The organism is Moraxella tetraodonis (genome assembly GCF_022359095.1).
In the GTDB taxonomy this organism is placed as follows: Bacteria; Pseudomonadota; Gammaproteobacteria; order Pseudomonadales; family Moraxellaceae; genus Faucicola; species Faucicola tetraodonis.
This window is the reverse complement of sequence record NZ_JACSYB010000004.1, coordinates 40,387-58,536: the sequence shown is the minus strand read 5'-3', so window position 1 is coordinate 58,536 and position 18,150 is coordinate 40,387. Positions and strand designations below refer to the sequence as shown.

Below are 18,150 nucleotides of genomic sequence, written 5' to 3'. Positions count from 1 at the left end.
TGTCGTGGATTGTGTGCTAACAGATTCACACTCGGATGTGATCGATGAGCGGATAGATATCGGGATCAGATTTGGATTTTTGCCGGACAATCGATATGTGGCAAGGGAATTGGCTAAAGTGAACTTTTATTCTGTGGGTACGCCAGAGTTAATTGATAAGGTTGGAATGCCCAAAAAAATTGTTGACCTTGATAAATACCCTCTAACAGCACTAGTCGATCATAAAACAGGGCGTTACTGGCCATGGACATTCACCGAAAGTCGAAGCTTTACGCCATCAAAGCCCCGTTTTATTACAGATGATCTTGAAGCTGAATTTCAAGCTATTCTCGCTGGCGTTGGATTCGGACACATGCCTGGATTTCTAGTTTTGCCGTGGCTTAGGAGTGGTAAGCTCATTCAGATACTTCATGAGGAAACCTCTCCTGTTTGGCGCCTGTATTTATATCGTCCACAGCGCGGCCCGACACCTTTGCGAATCCGAGCATTGTTTGATTACTTAGCGGAAGTGCTGGGCCATATAGAAACCAGAATCAGATAAGACCATCATGTATCTAGGGCGTGTTGAACATTCGACCATGGCACTGACAGCGACTATTTTTTAGGCGATTCGATGTTAAAAATAATAAGTTTAGTCATTCTAAACGCTTATTTTTAACGATGAAGCGGCAAAAAAGAGTCCTGTCCCTGCGGGCTGATGCTAAAATTGCCCCATACTGCGTTACAAATCTCGCTAAGGCATCTGCATTATCGTCGCTTTGTGCCTTGTCTGGAACAATTTTAGCAATCAGCAGTGCCTATTTGCGAATGTTCAACACGCCCTAAAGTAACTACAATTTTTCCTATTTGCTGATTTGATTCAAGATAGCGCTGAGCGTCATGCATGTCCTCAAAGTTAAAGCAACGGTCGATCACTGGACGAAGATATCCAGCACCTATACTGCTAAGAATAAATCGTCTGGCTTGCTCCCTTAGAACAGGGTCATGCAGAACCTCAAGGAACAAAAAACCTCGCATGGTTAAGCTCTTGCGTAATGCAACTTTAAGGGGAAATGGTGTGATCTCAGGGCTAAGTGCACCATGCATAACCATAGTTCCTCCCACAGACATCGCTTTTGCAATCTGTTCAATATGTGGCCCTCCTACAGCATCAAAGGCGACATCAAGATATTCTCCACCCAAACGTGAAACAAGCGCCTCATACAAATCGGGTTCATCTTCACTGGCTATAACATTTTTAACACCGAGATCCAGTAAACGTTGCTTTTTCTCTATCGTTTGTGTACTTGCAATGACCTTAGCACCCGCTGCTTCAGCGATCTGTATCGCAGCTAGTCCTACACTACTTGAAGCTGCTGTGATCAAGATCGTTTTTCCTTTCGAAACTCCACCAGCATGGATTACACCACCCCAAGCCGTCAAATACTGCATCCAGATTGAAGAAGCTTCTTCCCAGCTTAAACTATCAGGTTTGTGAACTAAAAAAGTTTCTGGAATCAGAAGCTTGTCCGTATATGTCCCATATTTGGCTAGATTGTCAGTCGGAAGAATCGATACTGCATCTCCTGGAGAAAATTGGCGTACATCTTCACCTATCGCAAGAACTATGCCTGCTCCCTCATATCCCAGACGAGAAGGGAATACTGCCTTTTGAATATAAGTACCACGCCGAAACATTACATCAGCCCGGTTGAGTCCGATCGTTTTCATCTGGATTAGAACTTCTCCTGCTGCTGGTAAAGCAACAGGAAGTGTTTCTAATGTCAGAACATCTGTATCTCCAATACTATTGAAGCGCCAAGTCTTGGCCTGAAGTGCGTTAAATGACATCAATCACTACCTTAATATTGGCAGAGCGATCTTGAACAGCATCATGAGCCTCAATCGCTTGGTCTAGAGTAAAATGACGAGGATCAACAATAGGACGCAGTTTACCTTCCTCAACGAGACGAGTCGCGATCTTAAGGATATCACCATGATGAGCGCGGCGATTGCCTGTTAACATCGGCATTAGGACGAATACGCCAGACACTGTGGCACACCGTAGAGATGAACTCGCTAAATTATGATTACCAAATGCAGCACAGCTGGTAATGTGGCCATAGTGAGTTGTCATGGAAAGTGAAGCTTCGAGTACTGGACCACCCACAGTGTCGTAAACAATGTTAAAACCTTGACCCTCAGGGCTTGCAGCAATAATGTCATCGGAAGATGCTGTTGTGTAATCGAGAGGTGTTGCACCGAGTTCTGAAATCAGTGATTGATCAGCTGTACGACCAGTCGCCCAAACATTTGCATCAAGTGCTTTTGCAAGCTGAACCACCATATAACCAACGCCACCAGCACCACCTTGAACCAGTACAGTTTGCCCTGGTTGGACCTTCGCATTATCCACTAAACCTTCCCAAGCGGTGAGGAACGTCAATGGTAGTACTGCTGCCTCGCGCATAGAGATATTCCGTGGCTTTAATGCGATCAGATCAGCATCTGCTACAACATATTCTGCTAAAGATCCTTGAAGATTACGAACGCCACCAATCAGACCGTAAACTTCATCTCCGACGTTGAAGTGAGTGACACCTTCACCAATAGCAGTTACAACCCCAGCCATATCTGTTCCCAACACGGCAGGAAGCTCTGGCATAGCATATGGTGCTTCACCAAGACGAATTTTATAATCAATAGGGTTTACACCACTAGCATGAATACGTACTAGAACTTGCCCAGCCTCTGGTTGAGGTATAGGCAGTTCTACACGTTTAAATTCATGATCACCAAAATTTTCTAGGATAAGAGCATTCATCATCTTATTCATAGTTGTTCCTTATTCTTAACTGGGGGATGATATGCATAGTACCAAAGTAGATTAATCCAATAAATGATATTTATAGGATTTAATAATTCCTAAATAATGAATAATAAATATCATCTGCTCACTAAAGAAGTGGGGTTCAGCAGATGCTTACCAAAAAAGAGATCTACACAGACCTCTTTTTTATTTGGGTTTAATACGTGAAATTATTGCTGAGTGCCATCTTCATTCAGAATTTGCCCTGTGTGCTTTGGTTTAATTAAAGGTGCAGTCGGACGCGGTCCTATATATTGCAAGCCGATACCAGCATAGACATCATCTGCTGCAATTTCAGTTCCAAAACGTTCTTTGTCTAGTGCTCGGATTTCTTGGCTAATTTCTTCAATATTCCTCTGGTCAACACCCAATTCTTCTAAAATCGCACCGCCAAATAGCATTGCCGACTCGAAGGTTTCTCGAATCATATAATCCACATTTTGTTTTGCTAAATGCAGCGCATGCTCACGGTCATAAGAGCGAACCAGTAACTTGGTTAAAGGAAATTCATGTTGCACCAACTCTACAATCTTATTCGTCGTTTCTTTGTGGTCTACGCAAACAACAATTGCTTCAGCCGTATCTGCTCCCGAGGCATGTAAAATATCTAAACGAGAACCATCGCCATAGTAAATTTTAAATCCAAATCTTTCAGCATTTTGAATCATGTCGATATCATTATCAATGATGGTCACATCAATCCCTCGAGCAAGCAGTAATTGACTGGAGACTTGTCCAAAACGACCGAAACCAATCATCAATACTTTTCCAGAAAGTCCTTCGGCAATACGGATATTTTCTAAAGAAATTTGTTCTGTAGTTTGGGTAAAACGTTTAAATAAAAAGCCAATAATCGGGGTCAAAATCATCGACAAGACTACAATCGCAGTCAGGTTTGAGCGTTCAACAGCACTAATGACTTGAGCACTCATGGCGGCAGTAAAGAGTACAAAAGCAAACTCACCTCCTTGAGCCATCAGTAATGCGCGATCGAGTGCTTCGGAGTGTGAACTTTTGGTCATGCGTGCAATTAGGTAAATCATGGATGCTTTGACAAACATCAGCAGAAGTACAGCACTTAAGATTAACACCCAGTTATTTTTTACGACGTTAAGGTCTAGTGACATGCCTACACCTAGAAAAAATAATCCGAGCAATATGCCACGAAACGGTTCAATATCTGCTTCAATCTGATGGCGAAAAGTGGATTCAGAGAGTAATACCCCTGCAAGGAATGCCCCCATTGCCATCGATAAGCCAGTGACTTGCATCAGTAATGCTGCGCCGAGCACCACCAAGAGTGCTGCTGCAGTCATGACTTCACGGGCTTTGGCTGCAGCTAATAAGCGAAATAAAGGATTAAGCAACCAATAGCCTGCAGCGATTAAACCTGCAATTGAAATTAAACCAATTCCGATGCTCTGCAAACGCGTAGAAGTACTTTCAACAACATGATTCGGTGCGATAAAAGCGACAATTGCCAATAAAGGGACAATCAATAAATCTTCAAAAAGCAGGATCGAGACAATTTTTTGTCCTCGTGGTTGAGCAATGTCTCCACGATCTCCCAAAAGTTGCATAACAATTGCAGTCGAGGTGAGTACAAAGCCTGCAGCACACACAAAACTCACTTGCCAAGAATAGCCATAGACCAAGCCTACCGGCATTAACCCCAATGAACAGGCACTAATCTGTAATGTGCCTAATCCAAAAATTTCTGGTAGTGGTTTGAAAAGTATGCTGAAGTAGAAATAAAAAAGACAGCTTGAGAAAAAGATGCTAATTTGAGGTTATGAAGACACAAATTACAATCAGATGCCCAAGCTGTCTGGGCTTAAGTATAAAGAAAAACGGCTGGAAAATCTATGGCAAGCATAACTATCAATGCAAAGACTGTCATCGACAATTCATTCATGAAACGGAGCTAAGTTACCAAGGCTGTAAAAGCGATATTGATGACAAGATACGTTTAATGCTAGTTCGAGGCTGTAGCATTGCTGATATTGTAGTCATTGAGAAAGTTAGCAAATGCAAGGTATTAAGCGTTTTGGTTAATTCCAATTACGAGATAAGACCTAAACGACGCTATTATCGAAAACTGCAAGTGGATGAGTTTTGGACGTATGTAGGGCATAAGAAGAACAAGGTATGGCTAGTGTATGCATACGACTCAGATACCAGTGAGATTGTTGCCTTCGTATGGGGTAAACGTAATCTAAAGACGGCTAGAGAGCTAAGAGCCAAGCTTGATGCATTAGGTGTTGATTTTGGCTATGTCTGCTGTGATAACTGGGATAGCTTTTTAACTGCCTTTGACTTCGACCTTAAAAAGGTGGGTAAACGCCATACAGTTGATATTGAAGGGAACAACAATCGCTTTAGGCAAAGGCTTAGGTGGGTATTTCGAAAGACGTGTTGTTTTTCGAAAAAGCTAGCAAATCATTTTAAAGCGTTTGATTTATTGTTCCACTATGTCAATTATGGCTGGGTATAGTGAGCATTCTTTTTATACCACAGCCTAATCTCTTATTACCTGTCTTAACTTATTATGCCACTACAGATTGGAGGTGCCTGCCCCTTCTAGCTACAACGAAGTATGGTTTTTTAAAACTTGGTTACCTTACAATCTTGTTATTAATGGCTTTAGCCCATCCTATGCACTTATTTTGACATCGCCCACAAGGTTGATCTACCTTCAAAGGCTTATCAACATAGCCGCAATACATACAAGCATAATACTCATTTGCATTTATCTGATCGACTAATTTATATTGTTTAGGAAAAAGTGGTAAACCATAACGTACCTGGTCGTGAGGGTATAATAATAGGCTAAAATCTCCAGTGGTCTCTAACAAACCAACTCGAACTTGACCTAAATGTTCAACACCTTGCATACGCATTTCAGAAAAAAATTCATCATGTGACATCTCACCTCCTTCAATTTTCTCAAGGACCAATAGACCATCTTCTACGATATAAAGCGAAGTACCTTCTAAAAGGTCTTCAAATGGTTGGTATTTCATCATAAGCCAAGTACATAATCGATAGAGACATACTACAATGCTCATAATAAGCAATGCCTGAATTAGTGGTAAATCCTTAGTAAACATAGGGTCCCCTGCGATGGATCCTAATGATAGAATGATAGTTAACTCGAATATAGAGAGCTGCCTAACACCACGCTTCCCAGTGAACCGTAGAAATAAAATGATCATGATAAACATAACAGTGACACGCACAGCAATTTCAGCAGCAAATGCCCACGTCGTATCGAGAATAAATATATTGGCCCAATCCATAGGTTCTTTTCCTACAAAGTAAATGCTTAAAAAAGTTGTCCTGTAGTGGCATAATAAACCAAGACAGCTAATAAGAGATTATAATACCTTCAGTAGAGGAATAATCTCATGACAAAAGTTAGAAATCAATACTCAGCAGAATCTAAACTTGAACTCATTAAATTAATTGAAGAACAAGGGCAAAAAGTGCCCGATGTTGCAGGACAATACAATGTTGGCAAATCAACCTTAGAAAAATGGCTACAACGATACCTTGCAGAACAATCAGGCAAACCACTCATCACAGGTAGAGCTATCACACCCGAACAACAAGAAATCCAGCGACTAAAAAAAGAAGTAGCTCAACTCAAACTAGAACGAGATATTTTAAATGAGGAGGGATAAGCGAAGCACTGCTTCGCCCCGACGCAAGGCGAGAGTTATACTCGAGTGGGCATCCGCTCTATTGGCACAAGACAGTCTCGGATTTCGTTAATAGAGCAAACCGCCAAATCTGAACCCAAAATTAGTAAAGTTAGACTGTGTCAGTTATTTGACATCCCAAGGAGCACCCATTACGCTCTAAAAAAGCCTAAACTTCCCAGCTTGGAGCAACTGAATCTAAGAGTCTGGGTAAAACAAGCCTTTGAAGCATCCAAAGGCTCAGCAGGTGCTAGAAATATAGCCCAAATTATTAGTAGCAAATATCAGATTAAACTAAGTCGCTACAAAGCTCGGAAAATCATGCAGGAACAAGGACTAGTCAGTCGTCAAAGAACTAAGCATCGTTATAAACAAGCTGACAAACCACATCGTCTTTATGACAATGTACTGAATCGTAACTTTGCCCCAACTGCGTCAAACCAAGTATGGACAGGCGATGTGACTTACATCCGTACCCAAGCAGGATTTTGTTATCTAGCGGTAGTGATTGACCTATTCTTTCGCAATATTGTGGGATTTGCCATGAGTGATGTAAGCCCCCGACCATACCCCTATTGAGGTGGTATCCAGACATGTGGTAGCAGCTCATCAATCTGGCTATCAGGATGCGTCGGCAGACGACTCAACACATCTGCCAAATACGCATACGGGTCAAGACCATTCAATCTAGCTGACTGGATAAGCGACATAATACTAGCCGCCCGCTGACCGCTCTCAAGCGACCCTGCGAACAACCAATTCTTACGCCCGAGAGCCCAAGGGCGCATCTGATTCTCTGCCCAATTATTATCAATCGGCAAATTGCCATCATCCAAATAGTGAGTTAACGCCGTCCAGCGTTTCAAACAATACTCAATTGCCTTAGTAATACTGGCATTCTTAGTCGTGCCTAAGCGTTTCTGTTGTAACCACGCATAAAGTTTATCCGCAACTGGTTTTGCCTTCTCTTGCCTGACTTGCCTAACTATTTGAGCATCTCTGGGCAGTGGGGTTTGGTTTTTCTCAAACCGCTCATCAATCTCCCGTTCAACGGCATACAGGGTTTGAAACAGTTCTAATGCCTCAATGCTAATAAGACTCTGCCCTGTCACATGAAGCTCATGAAACTTACGCCTAGCATGGGCCATACAACCCACTTCAATCACCCCTCGCCCAAATAATGGCTTATAGCCGTTATAGCCGTCGCAAACAAGCTTGCCCTTAAAGCCCTGCAGAAAAGCATTGGGATACTCACTACCCCGACCTTGGGCAAAATCATACACCACCGCTTTGATTGGGCTGTGCTTTGGGGTCACATACGCCCACACATAGCCTTGCTTTAGTTTGCCTTTCACGTCTTTTACCCCATAGCCATTTAACACCTTTATTGGGGTTTCATCGGCATGCAGAATCGGTTGGGTAAGTATCATCTGGCGTAAGCGATTAACTAAAAACCCAAGCTGTACCCCACAACGTCCCACCCAATCTGCCAAGGTTGAATCAGATAAATACACCCCGCTACGGTGATAAATCAGGCTTTGGCGATACAGGGGTAAATGGTCAGCGTATTTACTGATAAGCACATGAGCCAGTAGCGCAGGCGTGGCAATGCTTTTATCGATGATTTGGGCGTCGGTTTTGGCTTGAACCAGCTTTTCACGGTTACACTCAGCGTTACGGCAAATGTATTTAGGATAAACATGACGCTCTCGGTAAAACTGCTTTGGCTTAAAGCCGAGTTTGTCTTGAACATCTTGACCAATTTGCGTCATTTGACAGCCACATTCACAGGTGGTTGACGGTGGTTCGTGGATGATGGTGTGAATGTCGAGGTTGTCAGGGATAACGAGGCGTTTTTGTCGTTTGGGTTTGGTTGGTGTTTCTGATTGTGTGCCTTTTTCTTGCGTATCAATCGGCTTGCTAGCAACCAGTTTGGCTCGCTCGTCATCGCTAAGATTGGCTAAGAAGTTGTCATGGGCTTGTTCAAGCAAGGCTAGGTCTTCTAGGGCGGTTTCTTTGTTTAGGTGGTCTTGTTTGGGGGTTAAGCCTTCGCTTTTTTGCCCAAACAGCCGATGGATAAGACGTTGCTGTTTGGTGATGGCGTCAGTGAGCTCTTGGTTAATGCGAGCAAGCTTAGCTTCGTATTGCTGCCTTTGAGCGTCCATTTGTTGTTGGTATTGCTGTTTGAGTTGCGCTGCTTGCTGTTGGTAATGTTGTTTTTGTGCGTCAAGCTGCTGTTGAAGCCGAGCGTTTTGGGCTAATAAATCAGCATAGCTTGGCGCAGTTGGGTCGGATGGGTGGGCGGTGGTCATGGTATGAGTTTGCCATAACCGCTCTGCATTGTCAGTAAATAGGCGGTGATAGTTGAGATTTAGCGGCTTTATGCTAAAGTCAGGTAAGCGGGGTGAGTATATCTTTGCCTAGGTTATGCCAAGACAGTCCACTAACCAAGGCGTTAAATTGCTCATGACTAATGGTAAGTCCTGTGGTTGGGTTGGTTAGGCTGTGATGTCGCATGAGACGTTCGCCAAGTCCGTGAAATTTGCCATCATCCAGTGCTCGGGTGCATAGCCATATGCCCAGGCCGTCATGGATGAGTATTTTTAGCCGGGTGCCTGCTTTGTTGTAAAATAGGTAGGCACAGTTTGGGCGGATGCCTGGGTGGTGCTGTAGGATGAAGGCGAGTAGTTTATTACTGCCACTTCGCATGTCCATGGGAGTGGTGGATAGCCAAATTTGTTGGGGGTTGATAAGGGGGTTCATTGTAGCCCCCGCAGTAATTCAATAAGGCTGTAATTGTCAATTTAGTCGATGGTGAGTTTTATGGGCGTCCCGTTATGGCTGGGAATTTGTAGTTCTACGCCTGTGATGGTTTGAGCTAAGGCAGTTGCTTGTGGTGTTTGTTCGTGATGGCTTCTAGATTGCAGGGTGATAGGCAGAAAGACAGGCTCATGTTCAATGAGGTTAATATCGAAGTTTGGGTTGGCTAATGGTTGAGTTGCTGCGATTTTCTCGTCTCTGGCAGCTTTTATCCATTTCTGCAATAAGTTTGGGTTAATGCCATGACCTTGAGCTAGCCTCGCTATCGAGCGTTCGCCTGTTAAGGCTTGTTCTACGAGATAGGCTTTGAGCTCTTTGCTGTACGTTCGTCGCTTCGGTTTGGTTATGTCTATTTGTGCCATTCTAGTGCCCACTTCATTTTTTAGTGGGCACTATCTCGTATTTTTTAGAATGGTGGTAGATGGGATGGTCGGATGCTTACGTTATAAACGCTTTTCAACCAATTTATTTATTAGCAATCAATGGAAAAATTAATCAGCCTTTTTCCTTTATAAGCTATATGATGAGCAAAACAGGTAGAGTGCTAGGAGATGAGCTATCAGATAATGAAATTAGACTGCCATATTTAAGATTAGCTGAACTTCTAATGGGTGGACTTGACCCTGATTCATTTTATGCAAGTGAATATTATAAGGACAATATTTTACCTGATGGCTTTAAATAAACTGTTCAGTACAAAATTTGGACTATAAAGCATTTACCCCAGAATTCGCAGGGAGTAATATTTTAAAAAATTTTTCGAGAGTCTTTTTAAATGATAAGAGTTAGATAGTCCAAAAAACGGTCGTTTTTTAGATATCTCATTCTGGGCAAAAAATAAGAGCTTTTAGCCCCCATTCTTGTATAGCAAGTTGTCAATCAAACAAATGCTAACTATTCTTAACAGCAAAAGTTTTTAAGTAAGCATCCGACCATCCCATCTACCACCATTCTAAAAAATACGAGATAGTGCCCACTAAAAAATGAAGTGGGCACTAGAATGGCACAAATAGACATAACCAAACCGAAGCGACGAACGTACAGCAAAGAGCTCAAAGCCTATCTCGTAGAACAAGCCTTAACAGGCGAACGCTCGATAGCGAGGCTAGCTCAAGGTCATGGCATTAACCCAAACTTATTGCAGAAATGGATAAAAGCTGCCAGAGACGAGAAAATCGCAGCAACTCAACCATTAGCCAACCCAAACTTCGATATTAACCTCATTGAACATGAGCCTGTCTTTCTGCCTATCACCCTGCAATCTAGAAGCCATCACGAACAAACACCACAAGCAACTGCCTTAGCTCAAACCATCACAGGCGTAGAACTACAAATTCCCAGCCATAACGGGACGCCCATAAAACTCACCATCGACTAAATTGACAATTACAGCCTTATTGAATTACTGCGGGGGCTACAATGAACCCCCTTATCAACCCCCAACAAATTTGGCTATCCACCACTCCCATGGACATGCGAAGTGGCAGTAATAAACTACTCGCCTTCATCCTACAGCACCACCCAGGCATCCGCCCAAACTGTGCCTACCTATTTTACAACAAAGCAGGCACCCGGCTAAAAATACTCATCCATGACGGCCTGGGCATATGGCTATGCACCCGAGCACTGGATGATGGCAAATTTCACGGACTTGGCGAACGTCTCATGCGACATCACAGCCTAACCAACCCAACCACAGGACTTACCATTAGTCATGAGCAATTTAACGCCTTGGTTAGTGGACTGTCTTGGCATAACCTAGGCAAAGATATACTCACCCCGCTTACCTGACTTTAGCATAAAGCCGCTAAATCTCAACTATCACCGCCTATTTACTGACAATGCAGAGCGGTTATGGCAAACTCATACCATGACCACCGCCCACCCATCCGACCCAACTGCGCCAAGCTATGCTGATTTATTAGCCCAAAACGCTCGGCTTCAACAGCAGCTTGACGCACAAAAACAACATTACCAACAGCAAGCAGCGCAACTCAAACAGCAATACCAACAACAAATGGACGCTCAAAGGCAGCAATACGAAGCTAAGCTTGCTCGCATTAACCAAGAGCTCACTGACGCCATCACCAAACAGCAACGTCTTATCCATCGGCTGTTTGGGCAAAAAAGCGAAGGCTTAACCCCCAAACAAGACCACCTAAACAAAGAAACCGCCCTAGAAGACCTAGCCTTGCTTGAACAAGCCCATGACAACTTCTTAGCCAATCTTAGCGATGACGAGCGAGCCAAACTGGTTGCTAGCAAGCCGATTGATACGCAAGAAAAAGGCACACAATCAGAAACACCAACCAAACCCAAACGACAAAAACGCCTCGTTATCCCTGACAACCTCGACATTCACACCATCATCCACGAACCACCGTCAACCACCTGTGAATGTGGCTGTCAAATGACGCAAATTGGTCAAGATGTTCAAGACAAACTCGGCTTTAAGCCAAAGCAGTTTTACCGAGAGCGTCATGTTTATCCTAAATACATTTGCCGTAACGCTGAGTGTAACCGTGAAAAGCTGGTTCAAGCCAAAACCGACGCCCAAATCATCGATAAAAGCATTGCCACGCCTGCGCTACTGGCTCATGTGCTTATCAGTAAATACGCTGACCATTTACCCCTGTATCGCCAAAGCCTGATTTATCACCGTAGCGGGGTGTATTTATCTGATTCAACCTTGGCAGATTGGGTGGGACGTTGTGGGGTACAGCTTGGGTTTTTAGTTAATCGCTTACGCCAGATGATACTTACCCAACCGATTCTGCATGCCGATGAAACCCCAATAAAGGTGTTAAATGGCTATGGGGTAAAAGACGTGAAAGGCAAACTAAAGCAAGGCTATGTGTGGGCGTATGTGACCCCAAAGCACAGCCCAATCAAAGCGGTGGTGTATGATTTTGCCCAAGGTCGGGGTAGTGAGTATCCCAATGCTTTTCTGCAGGGCTTTAAGGGCAAGCTTGTTTGCGACGGCTATAACGGCTATAAGCCATTATTTGGGCGAGGGGTGATTGAAGTGGGTTGTATGGCCCATGCTAGGCGTAAGTTTCATGAGCTTCATGTGACAGGGCAGAGTCTTATTAGCATTGAGGCATTAGAACTGTTTCAAACCCTGTATGCCGTTGAACGGGAGATTGATGAGCGGTTTGAGAAAAACCAAACCCCACTGCCCAGAGATGCTCAAATAGTTAGGCAAGTCAGGCAAGAGAAGGCAAAACCAGTTGCGGATAAACTTTATGCGTGGTTACAACAGAAACGCTTAGGCACGACTAAGAATGCCAGTATTACTAAGGCAATTGAGTATTGTTTGAAACGCTGGACGGCGTTAACTCACTATTTGGATGATGGCAATTTGCCGATTGATAATAATTGGGCAGAGAATCAGATGCGCCCTTGGGCTCTCGGGCGTAAGAATTGGTTGTTCGCAGGGTCGCTTGAGAGCGGTCAGCGGGCGGCTAGTATTATGTCGCTTATCCAGTCAGCTAGATTGAATGGTCTTGACCCGTATGCGTATTTGGCAGATGTGTTGAGTCGTCTGCCGACGCATCCTGATAGCCAGATTGATGAGCTGCTACCACATGTCTGGATACCACCTCAATAGGGGTATGGTCGGGGGCTTACGTTTTTAATGAGCAACGCGCAGTAGCACTTGGGGTTCAACTTTTGCGATTTTCAGCAGAACGCTAGCCGCTTTTGATGGATAGCGTTTTCCTTGCTCCCAAGCTTGTAAGGTTCGGACTGACACACCTAGAATTTCAGCAAATTCTCGTTGTGATAGTCCCACATTCTGTCTGGCTTCAATGGCTTCGTTAACAATAGGTTGCTCACGTACTACACCTTGCCCGGCTTTAGCTTGTCGGACACTTTCAAGCAATAATGCCCCGAGCTCATCCCCGGTAAATTCATGGTTAGCCAAGTTAATAGTATCTAAGTCTTTCATGCTTTTTATTGCCATGTGTTTAACTCCTTTACCAAGTCTTTTAGTATATGAGCAGGAATATTTTCGGTTTTCGCCTTGGCATAAACCAATAGCATAAATATTTTACCGTTTTCTAAGCGATTATAATAAATCACTCTAACACCACCGCTTTTACCACCACCTTGCCTAGCAAAACGCACCTTACGAACACCGCCACTTTTTGGAACGACATCACCAATATCAGGATTTTGGCTAATCATGGTATGGAGTTCGCCCTGTTCTTCTTTGGTTAATAGGCTATCAACCATTCTTATATACAAAGGCGTTTCAACAATGGTAAACATAAATAATCTCACATACTACATTGTAGTAGTATAACAGACTATGCATTTAAAATTAACCTCAAAATTTAAATGCTATAGGCTTAAAAAAACAGGTAATACGAAGGTTATTCAGAATTTAGCAAATCTACCCCTGCCTTTTTTAACTCCCCTTTCGCCGTCACATAGTGATATAGCGTACTACTGGGAATATCGCCTAGTTCCCTGCAAATCGCTGGGATACTCTTGGTTTGGTCTTGCATGAGATGTTGGGCATAGCGAAGTTTCTCAGCGGTCATGATTCTAGGCCTGCCACCTTTTCGACCACGAGCCCTTGCAGCCGCAATCCCCTCTTTTACTCGCTGCCGAATGATATTACGCTCCATCTCAGCAAAAGCGGCTTGAATCTGCAAAAAGGCTCGACCTGCAGGGGTTGTGGTATCCATCGGTGAATTAATCGCTTTAAAGCCAATGTCTTTTTCAGCCAATTCATCAATCAACTTTATCAAGTCACTGGCTAACCGCCCTAACCTATCCAAATCCAAAACGACTAGCACATCACCTTTTCTCAAATAATTCAGGCAATCATCCAATCCTTTACGTTGGGAATTACTGCCCGATGCTTTGTCTTCAAAAATTCGTTCACAGCCGATTTCTGTTAACGCATCAACTTGACGGTCAAGCAATTGTTTTCCTTCAGAAGTTGACACTCGGGCATAACCGATGAAACTCATAGTAAATTTCTCACGATAAATAATATTTAGTATATCTTATCATATCTAGATTTATTTGGCTTTATCGTGAAATAAACACAATAAATAAGCGCCTAATTGGCGCTGATTTACAAAATCACGAAAAACAATAGGTTGTCGTGAATAAAATTTATCATAACTTAAAGTTATGATAATTCAAAATATTAGAAAATAAAAATTGCGCATAATAATTGACTTTCATAATTTATCGATATCAGAAAAGAACTCAAAATTTACGCAAATGTTTACCTTGACAAAAAGTTACAGATAGCTGATTGGCAAGGCAAGCAACTCTGTCTTGCCTGTATGATTGAGCATGAATAACATCGGCTCAGCACTTGCTTGTGCCAATTGTAGTGGGTCGTCAAAGTTGATGTATTGATAATATTTACCTTGACTCTGTGCAATATGCTTGAGCAAGGTTAATTTACCGAATTGTCTGGCACCTGTCACTATAATGGTAGGGAATTGAGTGATAAGTGTGGCTAAGATTGAATGAAGATGATTGGGATATACATAAGGAAATCATTCTAAATTTAGTTCAATTTAATATTGTAAATGAAATTGAACTAAAAATGACTTGATAAAAAAATATGACTGTGGCAATTTGCCACACTTTTTTATTTGGAAATAATCGCTATTTGTTGCCTAATCTTATATACTATCATACACGTTTTTGAATGGTATCGAACACAAATGATAAATAAAAACACTAAGATAATAGCCGTTGCTAACCATAAGGGCGGCTGTGGCAAAACGACGACCGTGGTCAACCTGGCAGCAGAACTGGCAAAGCTTGAACTATCTGTCCTAGTCATTGACCTTGACCCTCAAGCTAATGCCAGTCTACATATTGGCAAAGACCACCCTAGCGAAGTCAGCGTCACCATCGCTGAACTATTACTATCGGAAGCTGAAAAACTTCCTCTAGCTATTCATGAGGATACTAATATAGAGGGGGTATCACTCATCTATGGATCATTATCGTTAGGTGCTGCAGAAGATAAATTGAAAGAAGAAGCGCCACGTCCTTCAGAGGAATTAAGAGACAAAATATCTCCGTTAATAGGTTTATATGATGTTATTCTTATTGATTGTCCACCCAGTCTTAAACTTTTGACCAGTAATGCTTTATCAGCTGCGACCGATTTAATTATACCGATAGAATCGGGATCACAGTACGGTATGTATGGCGTGACTGACTTAACACGTCATCTACAAAAGATTCATCGCATAAATCCTAATCTGAACTTGCTGGGTGCATTACTGATTCGTCATGATGAACGTCAAACCGTCTGTAAACTGATTGAAAGCTCAGCCAAAGAACAAATTGGAAAGCTTATTCCAGTTAAGATTCCAACCAGTACCAAAATTAACCAAGCCGCCATGGCGCAAACCAGCATTCAGAAAATCGACCGTTCCTCCAAAGTCGCCCGCGAATTTCGTAAATTAGCTGTTTGGGTAGCAAATGAGCTATACCTCAAAACAGATAATTCTGATGTAGAACTCCAGGCTACTAAAGGAGTTGATGATGAGTAAAGATATAAAAACATTATTGGCTCAAAAATTAGCTGATAACAACGCCCGTCATGCCAATGCCAACCAATCGACCTATTTAGATGTCGGTAATGAGTTAAAACGATTACCACTTGATAAAATCAAGTCTAATCCTTTTCAACCCAGAACAGTATTTGATGAAACAGAAATCGCCAATCTTGCAGAATCCATCAAAGAAATGGGACTGCTACAACCCATTACCGTACGAGAAACAGGCTTAAGCGATTATGAGCTGATTGCAGGGGAACGCCGTTTTAAGGCTCACGAACTTCTTGGCAAAACCCATATCGATGCGATTGTGTCACGAGCAAGCGATAGCGAGATTGCCATTTTAGCACTCGCCGAAAATGCCAGTCGTGAAGATTTGTGCGATTATGAAATCGCTCAAGCACTCCGTAATATCGAGAAACATTTTCCCAATAAATCTCGTCTTGCTGAAGCTGTCGGTCTTGACCGCAAGGAAATGTACCGCTATCTTGCCTATCACGACTTACCAACATCATTTTTGAATAAAGTCGCTACCAAGCCAAAATTATTATCCCGCTCGGCAGCGTATGACATTAAGCAGGTATTGAATCAATTCAAGTTTTCTGAACAACAAACTGATGAAGTTCTAAGTCGTGTTTGGGAGTTACTAGAGTTAGGTAAGTTGGAGCAAGGCAGAGTTGCAGAATTTATTCAAAGCGAGTCTTTAAAAGAACTTAAATCGCAAATTTATTGTCCACCAGTTGCTGCACCTGACATTAAACCGATTTTGTCAGGAGGTAAACCCATTGGAAAATTTCATCATAAAGGCAAAAAGTATGTGGTCGAAATCAATGCCAGAGATTTAGATGAACAACAACGTATTGAGATTGAACAATTTATCGAAACGTTAATGACAAAAAATATGTCATCTTAAACTTTCTATCCAAAAAAGAAAAACTGTGGCAAATTGCCACACTTTTTAACTAATCATGAAAAATCGAAACTGTGGCAAATTGCCACAGTTTCCAAACAAGAGAAAATTATCAATGTCTTTAACCGAGCAAACCAGCGAACAGAGCTACCAAGACTGGCTCAATCAGCTCAAAACACAGATTCGCTCATCTCAACAACGCGCCATACTTGCGGTTAATCAAGAACTGGTGCTGTTATATTGGCAAATCGGACAAAACATCCTACAACGTCAAAACCAACAAGGTTGGGGTGCAAAAGTTGTTGACAGACTATCCAAAGACCTATCCGCCGAATTCCCAGAAATCAAAGGCTTTTCTACTCGCAACCTAAAATATATGCGCAAGTTTGCCGAAGCATGGCAAGATAAGCAAATAGTGCAGCAGGCTGTTGCACTATTACCATGGGGTCATAATCTTGTACTATTGGATAAATTTTCTGACAATGAAACAAGACTATGGTACGCCCAAAAAGCCATTAAGCATGGTTGGTCACGCAATGTCTTAGTCCATCAAATAGAAAGCAGTTTGCTGGAACGTACAGGACAAGCCGCTAATAATTTTTCGCAAACATTGCCAGAGATACAGTCAGATTTGGCGACTCAAACTTTCAAAGATCCTTATATTTTTGACTTTCTCAGATTTGGCGAAGCCTATCATGAACGAGAATTGGAAACCGCTTTAACCCAGCATATTATGGCATTTTTACTCGAGTTAGGGACAGGTTTTGCGTTTGTTGGCAAACAGCGGCATATTGAAGTTGGTGGTGACGACTTTTATATCGATTTGCTTTTCTATCATCTGCAACTTCGCTGTTACGTTGTCATCGAATTAAAAACTGGCGATTTTAAACCTGAGCATATCGGGCAACTCAATTTCTACGTGACTGCAGTCGATAGGCAACTCAAAACCGAACATGACACATCAACAATAGGCTTGTTACTTTGTAAAAGTCGTAACGAAGTCGTGGTTGAATATGCACTCAATCAAAACCCCCAGCCGATTGGCGTTGCAGTTTATCAATTAGAAAAAATGTTGAATGAGTTAGAATTAGACAAATAAAACTGTGGCAAATTGCCACACTTTCCCAAAACTTAAAAAACAGAAACGGATGTTCCTATGAGCGAAATCTACGAATCTGACATCGAACAAATAGCTATCGAACAACTCCAAGACATCGGCTATCGCCACGTTTAAGGCGTCGATATCGAACCCTACGGCATAAAACCGCTACGAGCCTATAGCCAAGTTTTGCTCCAAGACAATGTCCTGCAAGCTATCGCTACCAT

General features: G+C 42.5%; 21 protein-coding genes and 2 pseudogenes. 12 read left to right on the top strand and 11 right to left on the bottom strand.

Annotation, left to right across the window (positions count from 1 at the left end; translation table 11 throughout):
* The coding region (locus tag H9W84_RS11685; protein ID WP_239743952.1) for a substrate binding domain-containing protein at positions 1–541 on the top strand (541 nt) is incomplete at its 5' end.
* 239 nt (positions 542–780) lie between these two features.
* Here the strand turns inward: H9W84_RS11685 and H9W84_RS11680 are convergent.
* The 3 genes from H9W84_RS11680 to H9W84_RS11670 all read right to left on the bottom strand — a co-directional run bounded on the left by H9W84_RS11680 (position 781) and on the right by H9W84_RS11670 (position 4,626).
* A complete protein-coding gene (locus H9W84_RS11680) occupies positions 781–1,830 on the bottom strand; it encodes a zinc-dependent alcohol dehydrogenase family protein (protein ID WP_239743950.1) in 1,050 nt (349 codons plus the stop codon).
* The gene (locus tag H9W84_RS11675) at positions 1,820–2,815 is read right to left on the bottom strand and encodes a zinc-dependent alcohol dehydrogenase family protein (RefSeq protein ID WP_239743948.1); all 996 of its coding nucleotides are present in this window, start codon (positions 2,813–2,815) and stop codon (positions 1,820–1,822) included. The genes H9W84_RS11680 and H9W84_RS11675 overlap by 11 nt, the downstream gene beginning before the upstream one ends.
* Before the next feature lie 203 nt (positions 2,816–3,018).
* Positions 3,019–4,626: a cation:proton antiporter domain-containing protein gene (locus H9W84_RS11670; RefSeq protein WP_338106488.1), complete on the bottom strand. Its 1,608-nt coding sequence runs from the start codon at positions 4,624–4,626 to the stop codon at positions 3,019–3,021.
* Positions 4,627–4,640: 14 nt separating this feature from the next.
* Between H9W84_RS11670 and H9W84_RS11665 the strand changes: the two genes are divergently transcribed.
* A complete protein-coding gene (locus H9W84_RS11665; protein ID WP_239743947.1) occupies positions 4,641–5,342 on the top strand; it encodes an IS1 family transposase in 702 nt (233 codons plus the stop codon).
* A gap of 121 nt (positions 5,343–5,463) precedes the next feature.
* Here the strand turns inward: H9W84_RS11665 and H9W84_RS11660 are convergent, their stop codons facing one another.
* Entirely contained in the window at positions 5,464–6,147 is a 684-nt protein-coding gene (locus H9W84_RS11660) for a DUF421 domain-containing protein (protein WP_060996395.1), read from the bottom strand.
* A gap of 108 nt (positions 6,148–6,255) precedes the next feature.
* Between H9W84_RS11660 and H9W84_RS11655 the strand changes: the two genes are divergently transcribed.
* The 3 genes and pseudogenes from H9W84_RS11655 to H9W84_RS12240 form a co-directional block, all read left to right on the top strand.
* On the top strand, positions 6,256–6,531 hold the full coding sequence (locus H9W84_RS11655; protein WP_239743945.1) for a transposase: 276 nt from the start codon (positions 6,256–6,258) through the stop codon (positions 6,529–6,531).
* Positions 6,532–6,576: 45 nt separating this feature from the next.
* Positions 6,577–6,900, top strand: a pseudogene (locus H9W84_RS12245) (IS3 family transposase); the annotation flags it as partial.
* Between the two features lie 51 nt (positions 6,901–6,951).
* Positions 6,952–7,095 (top strand): annotated as a pseudogene (locus tag H9W84_RS12240) (DDE-type integrase/transposase/recombinase); the annotation flags it as partial.
* Between the two features lie 26 nt (positions 7,096–7,121).
* Here H9W84_RS12240 and tnpC (H9W84_RS11645) read toward each other — a convergent pair.
* The 3 genes from tnpC (H9W84_RS11645) to H9W84_RS11635 form a co-directional block, all read right to left on the bottom strand.
* Positions 7,122–8,861, bottom strand: coding sequence for an IS66 family transposase (gene tnpC, locus H9W84_RS11645; protein WP_050325882.1), 1,740 nt, complete (start codon positions 8,859–8,861; stop codon positions 7,122–7,124).
* A 79-nt stretch (positions 8,862–8,940) separates the two neighbouring features.
* Positions 8,941–9,312, bottom strand: coding sequence for an IS66 family insertion sequence element accessory protein TnpB (gene tnpB / locus H9W84_RS11640; RefSeq protein ID WP_050325883.1), 372 nt, complete (start codon positions 9,310–9,312; stop codon positions 8,941–8,943).
* A 41-nt stretch (positions 9,313–9,353) separates the two neighbouring features.
* Complete coding sequence (locus H9W84_RS11635; protein WP_239743825.1) at positions 9,354–9,731, bottom strand: transposase; 378 nt, start codon at positions 9,729–9,731, stop codon at positions 9,354–9,356.
* 59 nt (positions 9,732–9,790) lie between these two features.
* On the opposite strand from H9W84_RS11635, the gene H9W84_RS11630 reads away from it, so the two are divergent.
* The 4 genes from H9W84_RS11630 to tnpC (H9W84_RS11615) all read left to right on the top strand — a co-directional run bounded on the left by H9W84_RS11630 (position 9,791) and on the right by tnpC (H9W84_RS11615) (position 12,979).
* A complete protein-coding gene (locus H9W84_RS11630; RefSeq protein WP_239743941.1) occupies positions 9,791–10,054 on the top strand; it encodes a hypothetical protein in 264 nt (87 codons plus the stop codon).
* Between the two features lie 315 nt (positions 10,055–10,369).
* Positions 10,370–10,747 carry a transposase gene (locus tag H9W84_RS11625; RefSeq protein ID WP_239743825.1) on the top strand — a complete coding sequence of 126 codons (378 nt, stop codon included), beginning with the start codon at positions 10,370–10,372 and terminating at the stop codon, positions 10,745–10,747.
* A 41-nt stretch (positions 10,748–10,788) separates the two neighbouring features.
* A complete protein-coding gene (gene tnpB / locus H9W84_RS11620) occupies positions 10,789–11,160 on the top strand; it encodes an IS66 family insertion sequence element accessory protein TnpB (RefSeq protein ID WP_050325883.1) in 372 nt (123 codons plus the stop codon).
* A 79-nt stretch (positions 11,161–11,239) separates the two neighbouring features.
* On the top strand, positions 11,240–12,979 hold the full coding sequence (gene tnpC / locus H9W84_RS11615) for an IS66 family transposase (protein WP_050325882.1): 1,740 nt from the start codon (positions 11,240–11,242) through the stop codon (positions 12,977–12,979).
* A 24-nt stretch (positions 12,980–13,003) separates the two neighbouring features.
* Here tnpC (H9W84_RS11615) and H9W84_RS11610 read toward each other — a convergent pair whose 3' ends face one another.
* The 4 genes from H9W84_RS11610 to H9W84_RS11595 form a co-directional block, all read right to left on the bottom strand.
* The gene (locus tag H9W84_RS11610) at positions 13,004–13,333 is read right to left on the bottom strand and encodes a helix-turn-helix domain-containing protein (RefSeq protein ID WP_065263946.1); all 330 of its coding nucleotides are present in this window, start codon (positions 13,331–13,333) and stop codon (positions 13,004–13,006) included.
* Complete coding sequence (locus H9W84_RS11605) at positions 13,324–13,641, bottom strand: type II toxin-antitoxin system RelE/ParE family toxin (protein ID WP_239743807.1); 318 nt, start codon at positions 13,639–13,641, stop codon at positions 13,324–13,326. Before H9W84_RS11605 ends, H9W84_RS11610 begins: the two co-directional genes overlap by 10 nt.
* Positions 13,642–13,745: 104 nt before the next feature.
* The gene (locus tag H9W84_RS11600) at positions 13,746–14,351 is read right to left on the bottom strand and encodes a recombinase family protein (protein ID WP_239743810.1); all 606 of its coding nucleotides are present in this window, start codon (positions 14,349–14,351) and stop codon (positions 13,746–13,748) included.
* A 279-nt stretch (positions 14,352–14,630) separates the two neighbouring features.
* Complete coding sequence (locus tag H9W84_RS11595; protein ID WP_239743939.1) at positions 14,631–14,822, bottom strand: AAA family ATPase; 192 nt, start codon at positions 14,820–14,822, stop codon at positions 14,631–14,633.
* A gap of 243 nt (positions 14,823–15,065) precedes the next feature.
* Here H9W84_RS11595 and H9W84_RS11590 point away from each other — a divergent pair, with 243 nt between their 5' ends.
* The 3 genes from H9W84_RS11590 to H9W84_RS11580 all read left to right on the top strand — a co-directional run bounded on the left by H9W84_RS11590 (position 15,066) and on the right by H9W84_RS11580 (position 17,923).
* Entirely contained in the window at positions 15,066–15,908 is an 843-nt protein-coding gene (locus H9W84_RS11590) for a ParA family protein (RefSeq protein WP_239743937.1), read from the top strand.
* Positions 15,901–16,827, top strand: coding sequence for a ParB/RepB/Spo0J family partition protein (locus tag H9W84_RS11585; protein ID WP_239743935.1), 927 nt, complete (start codon positions 15,901–15,903; stop codon positions 16,825–16,827). Before H9W84_RS11590 ends, H9W84_RS11585 begins: the two co-directional genes overlap by 8 nt.
* A gap of 112 nt (positions 16,828–16,939) precedes the next feature.
* Complete coding sequence (locus H9W84_RS11580) at positions 16,940–17,923, top strand: PDDEXK nuclease domain-containing protein (protein WP_239743932.1); 984 nt, start codon at positions 16,940–16,942, stop codon at positions 17,921–17,923.
* Positions 17,924–18,150: the final 227 nt, after the last annotated feature.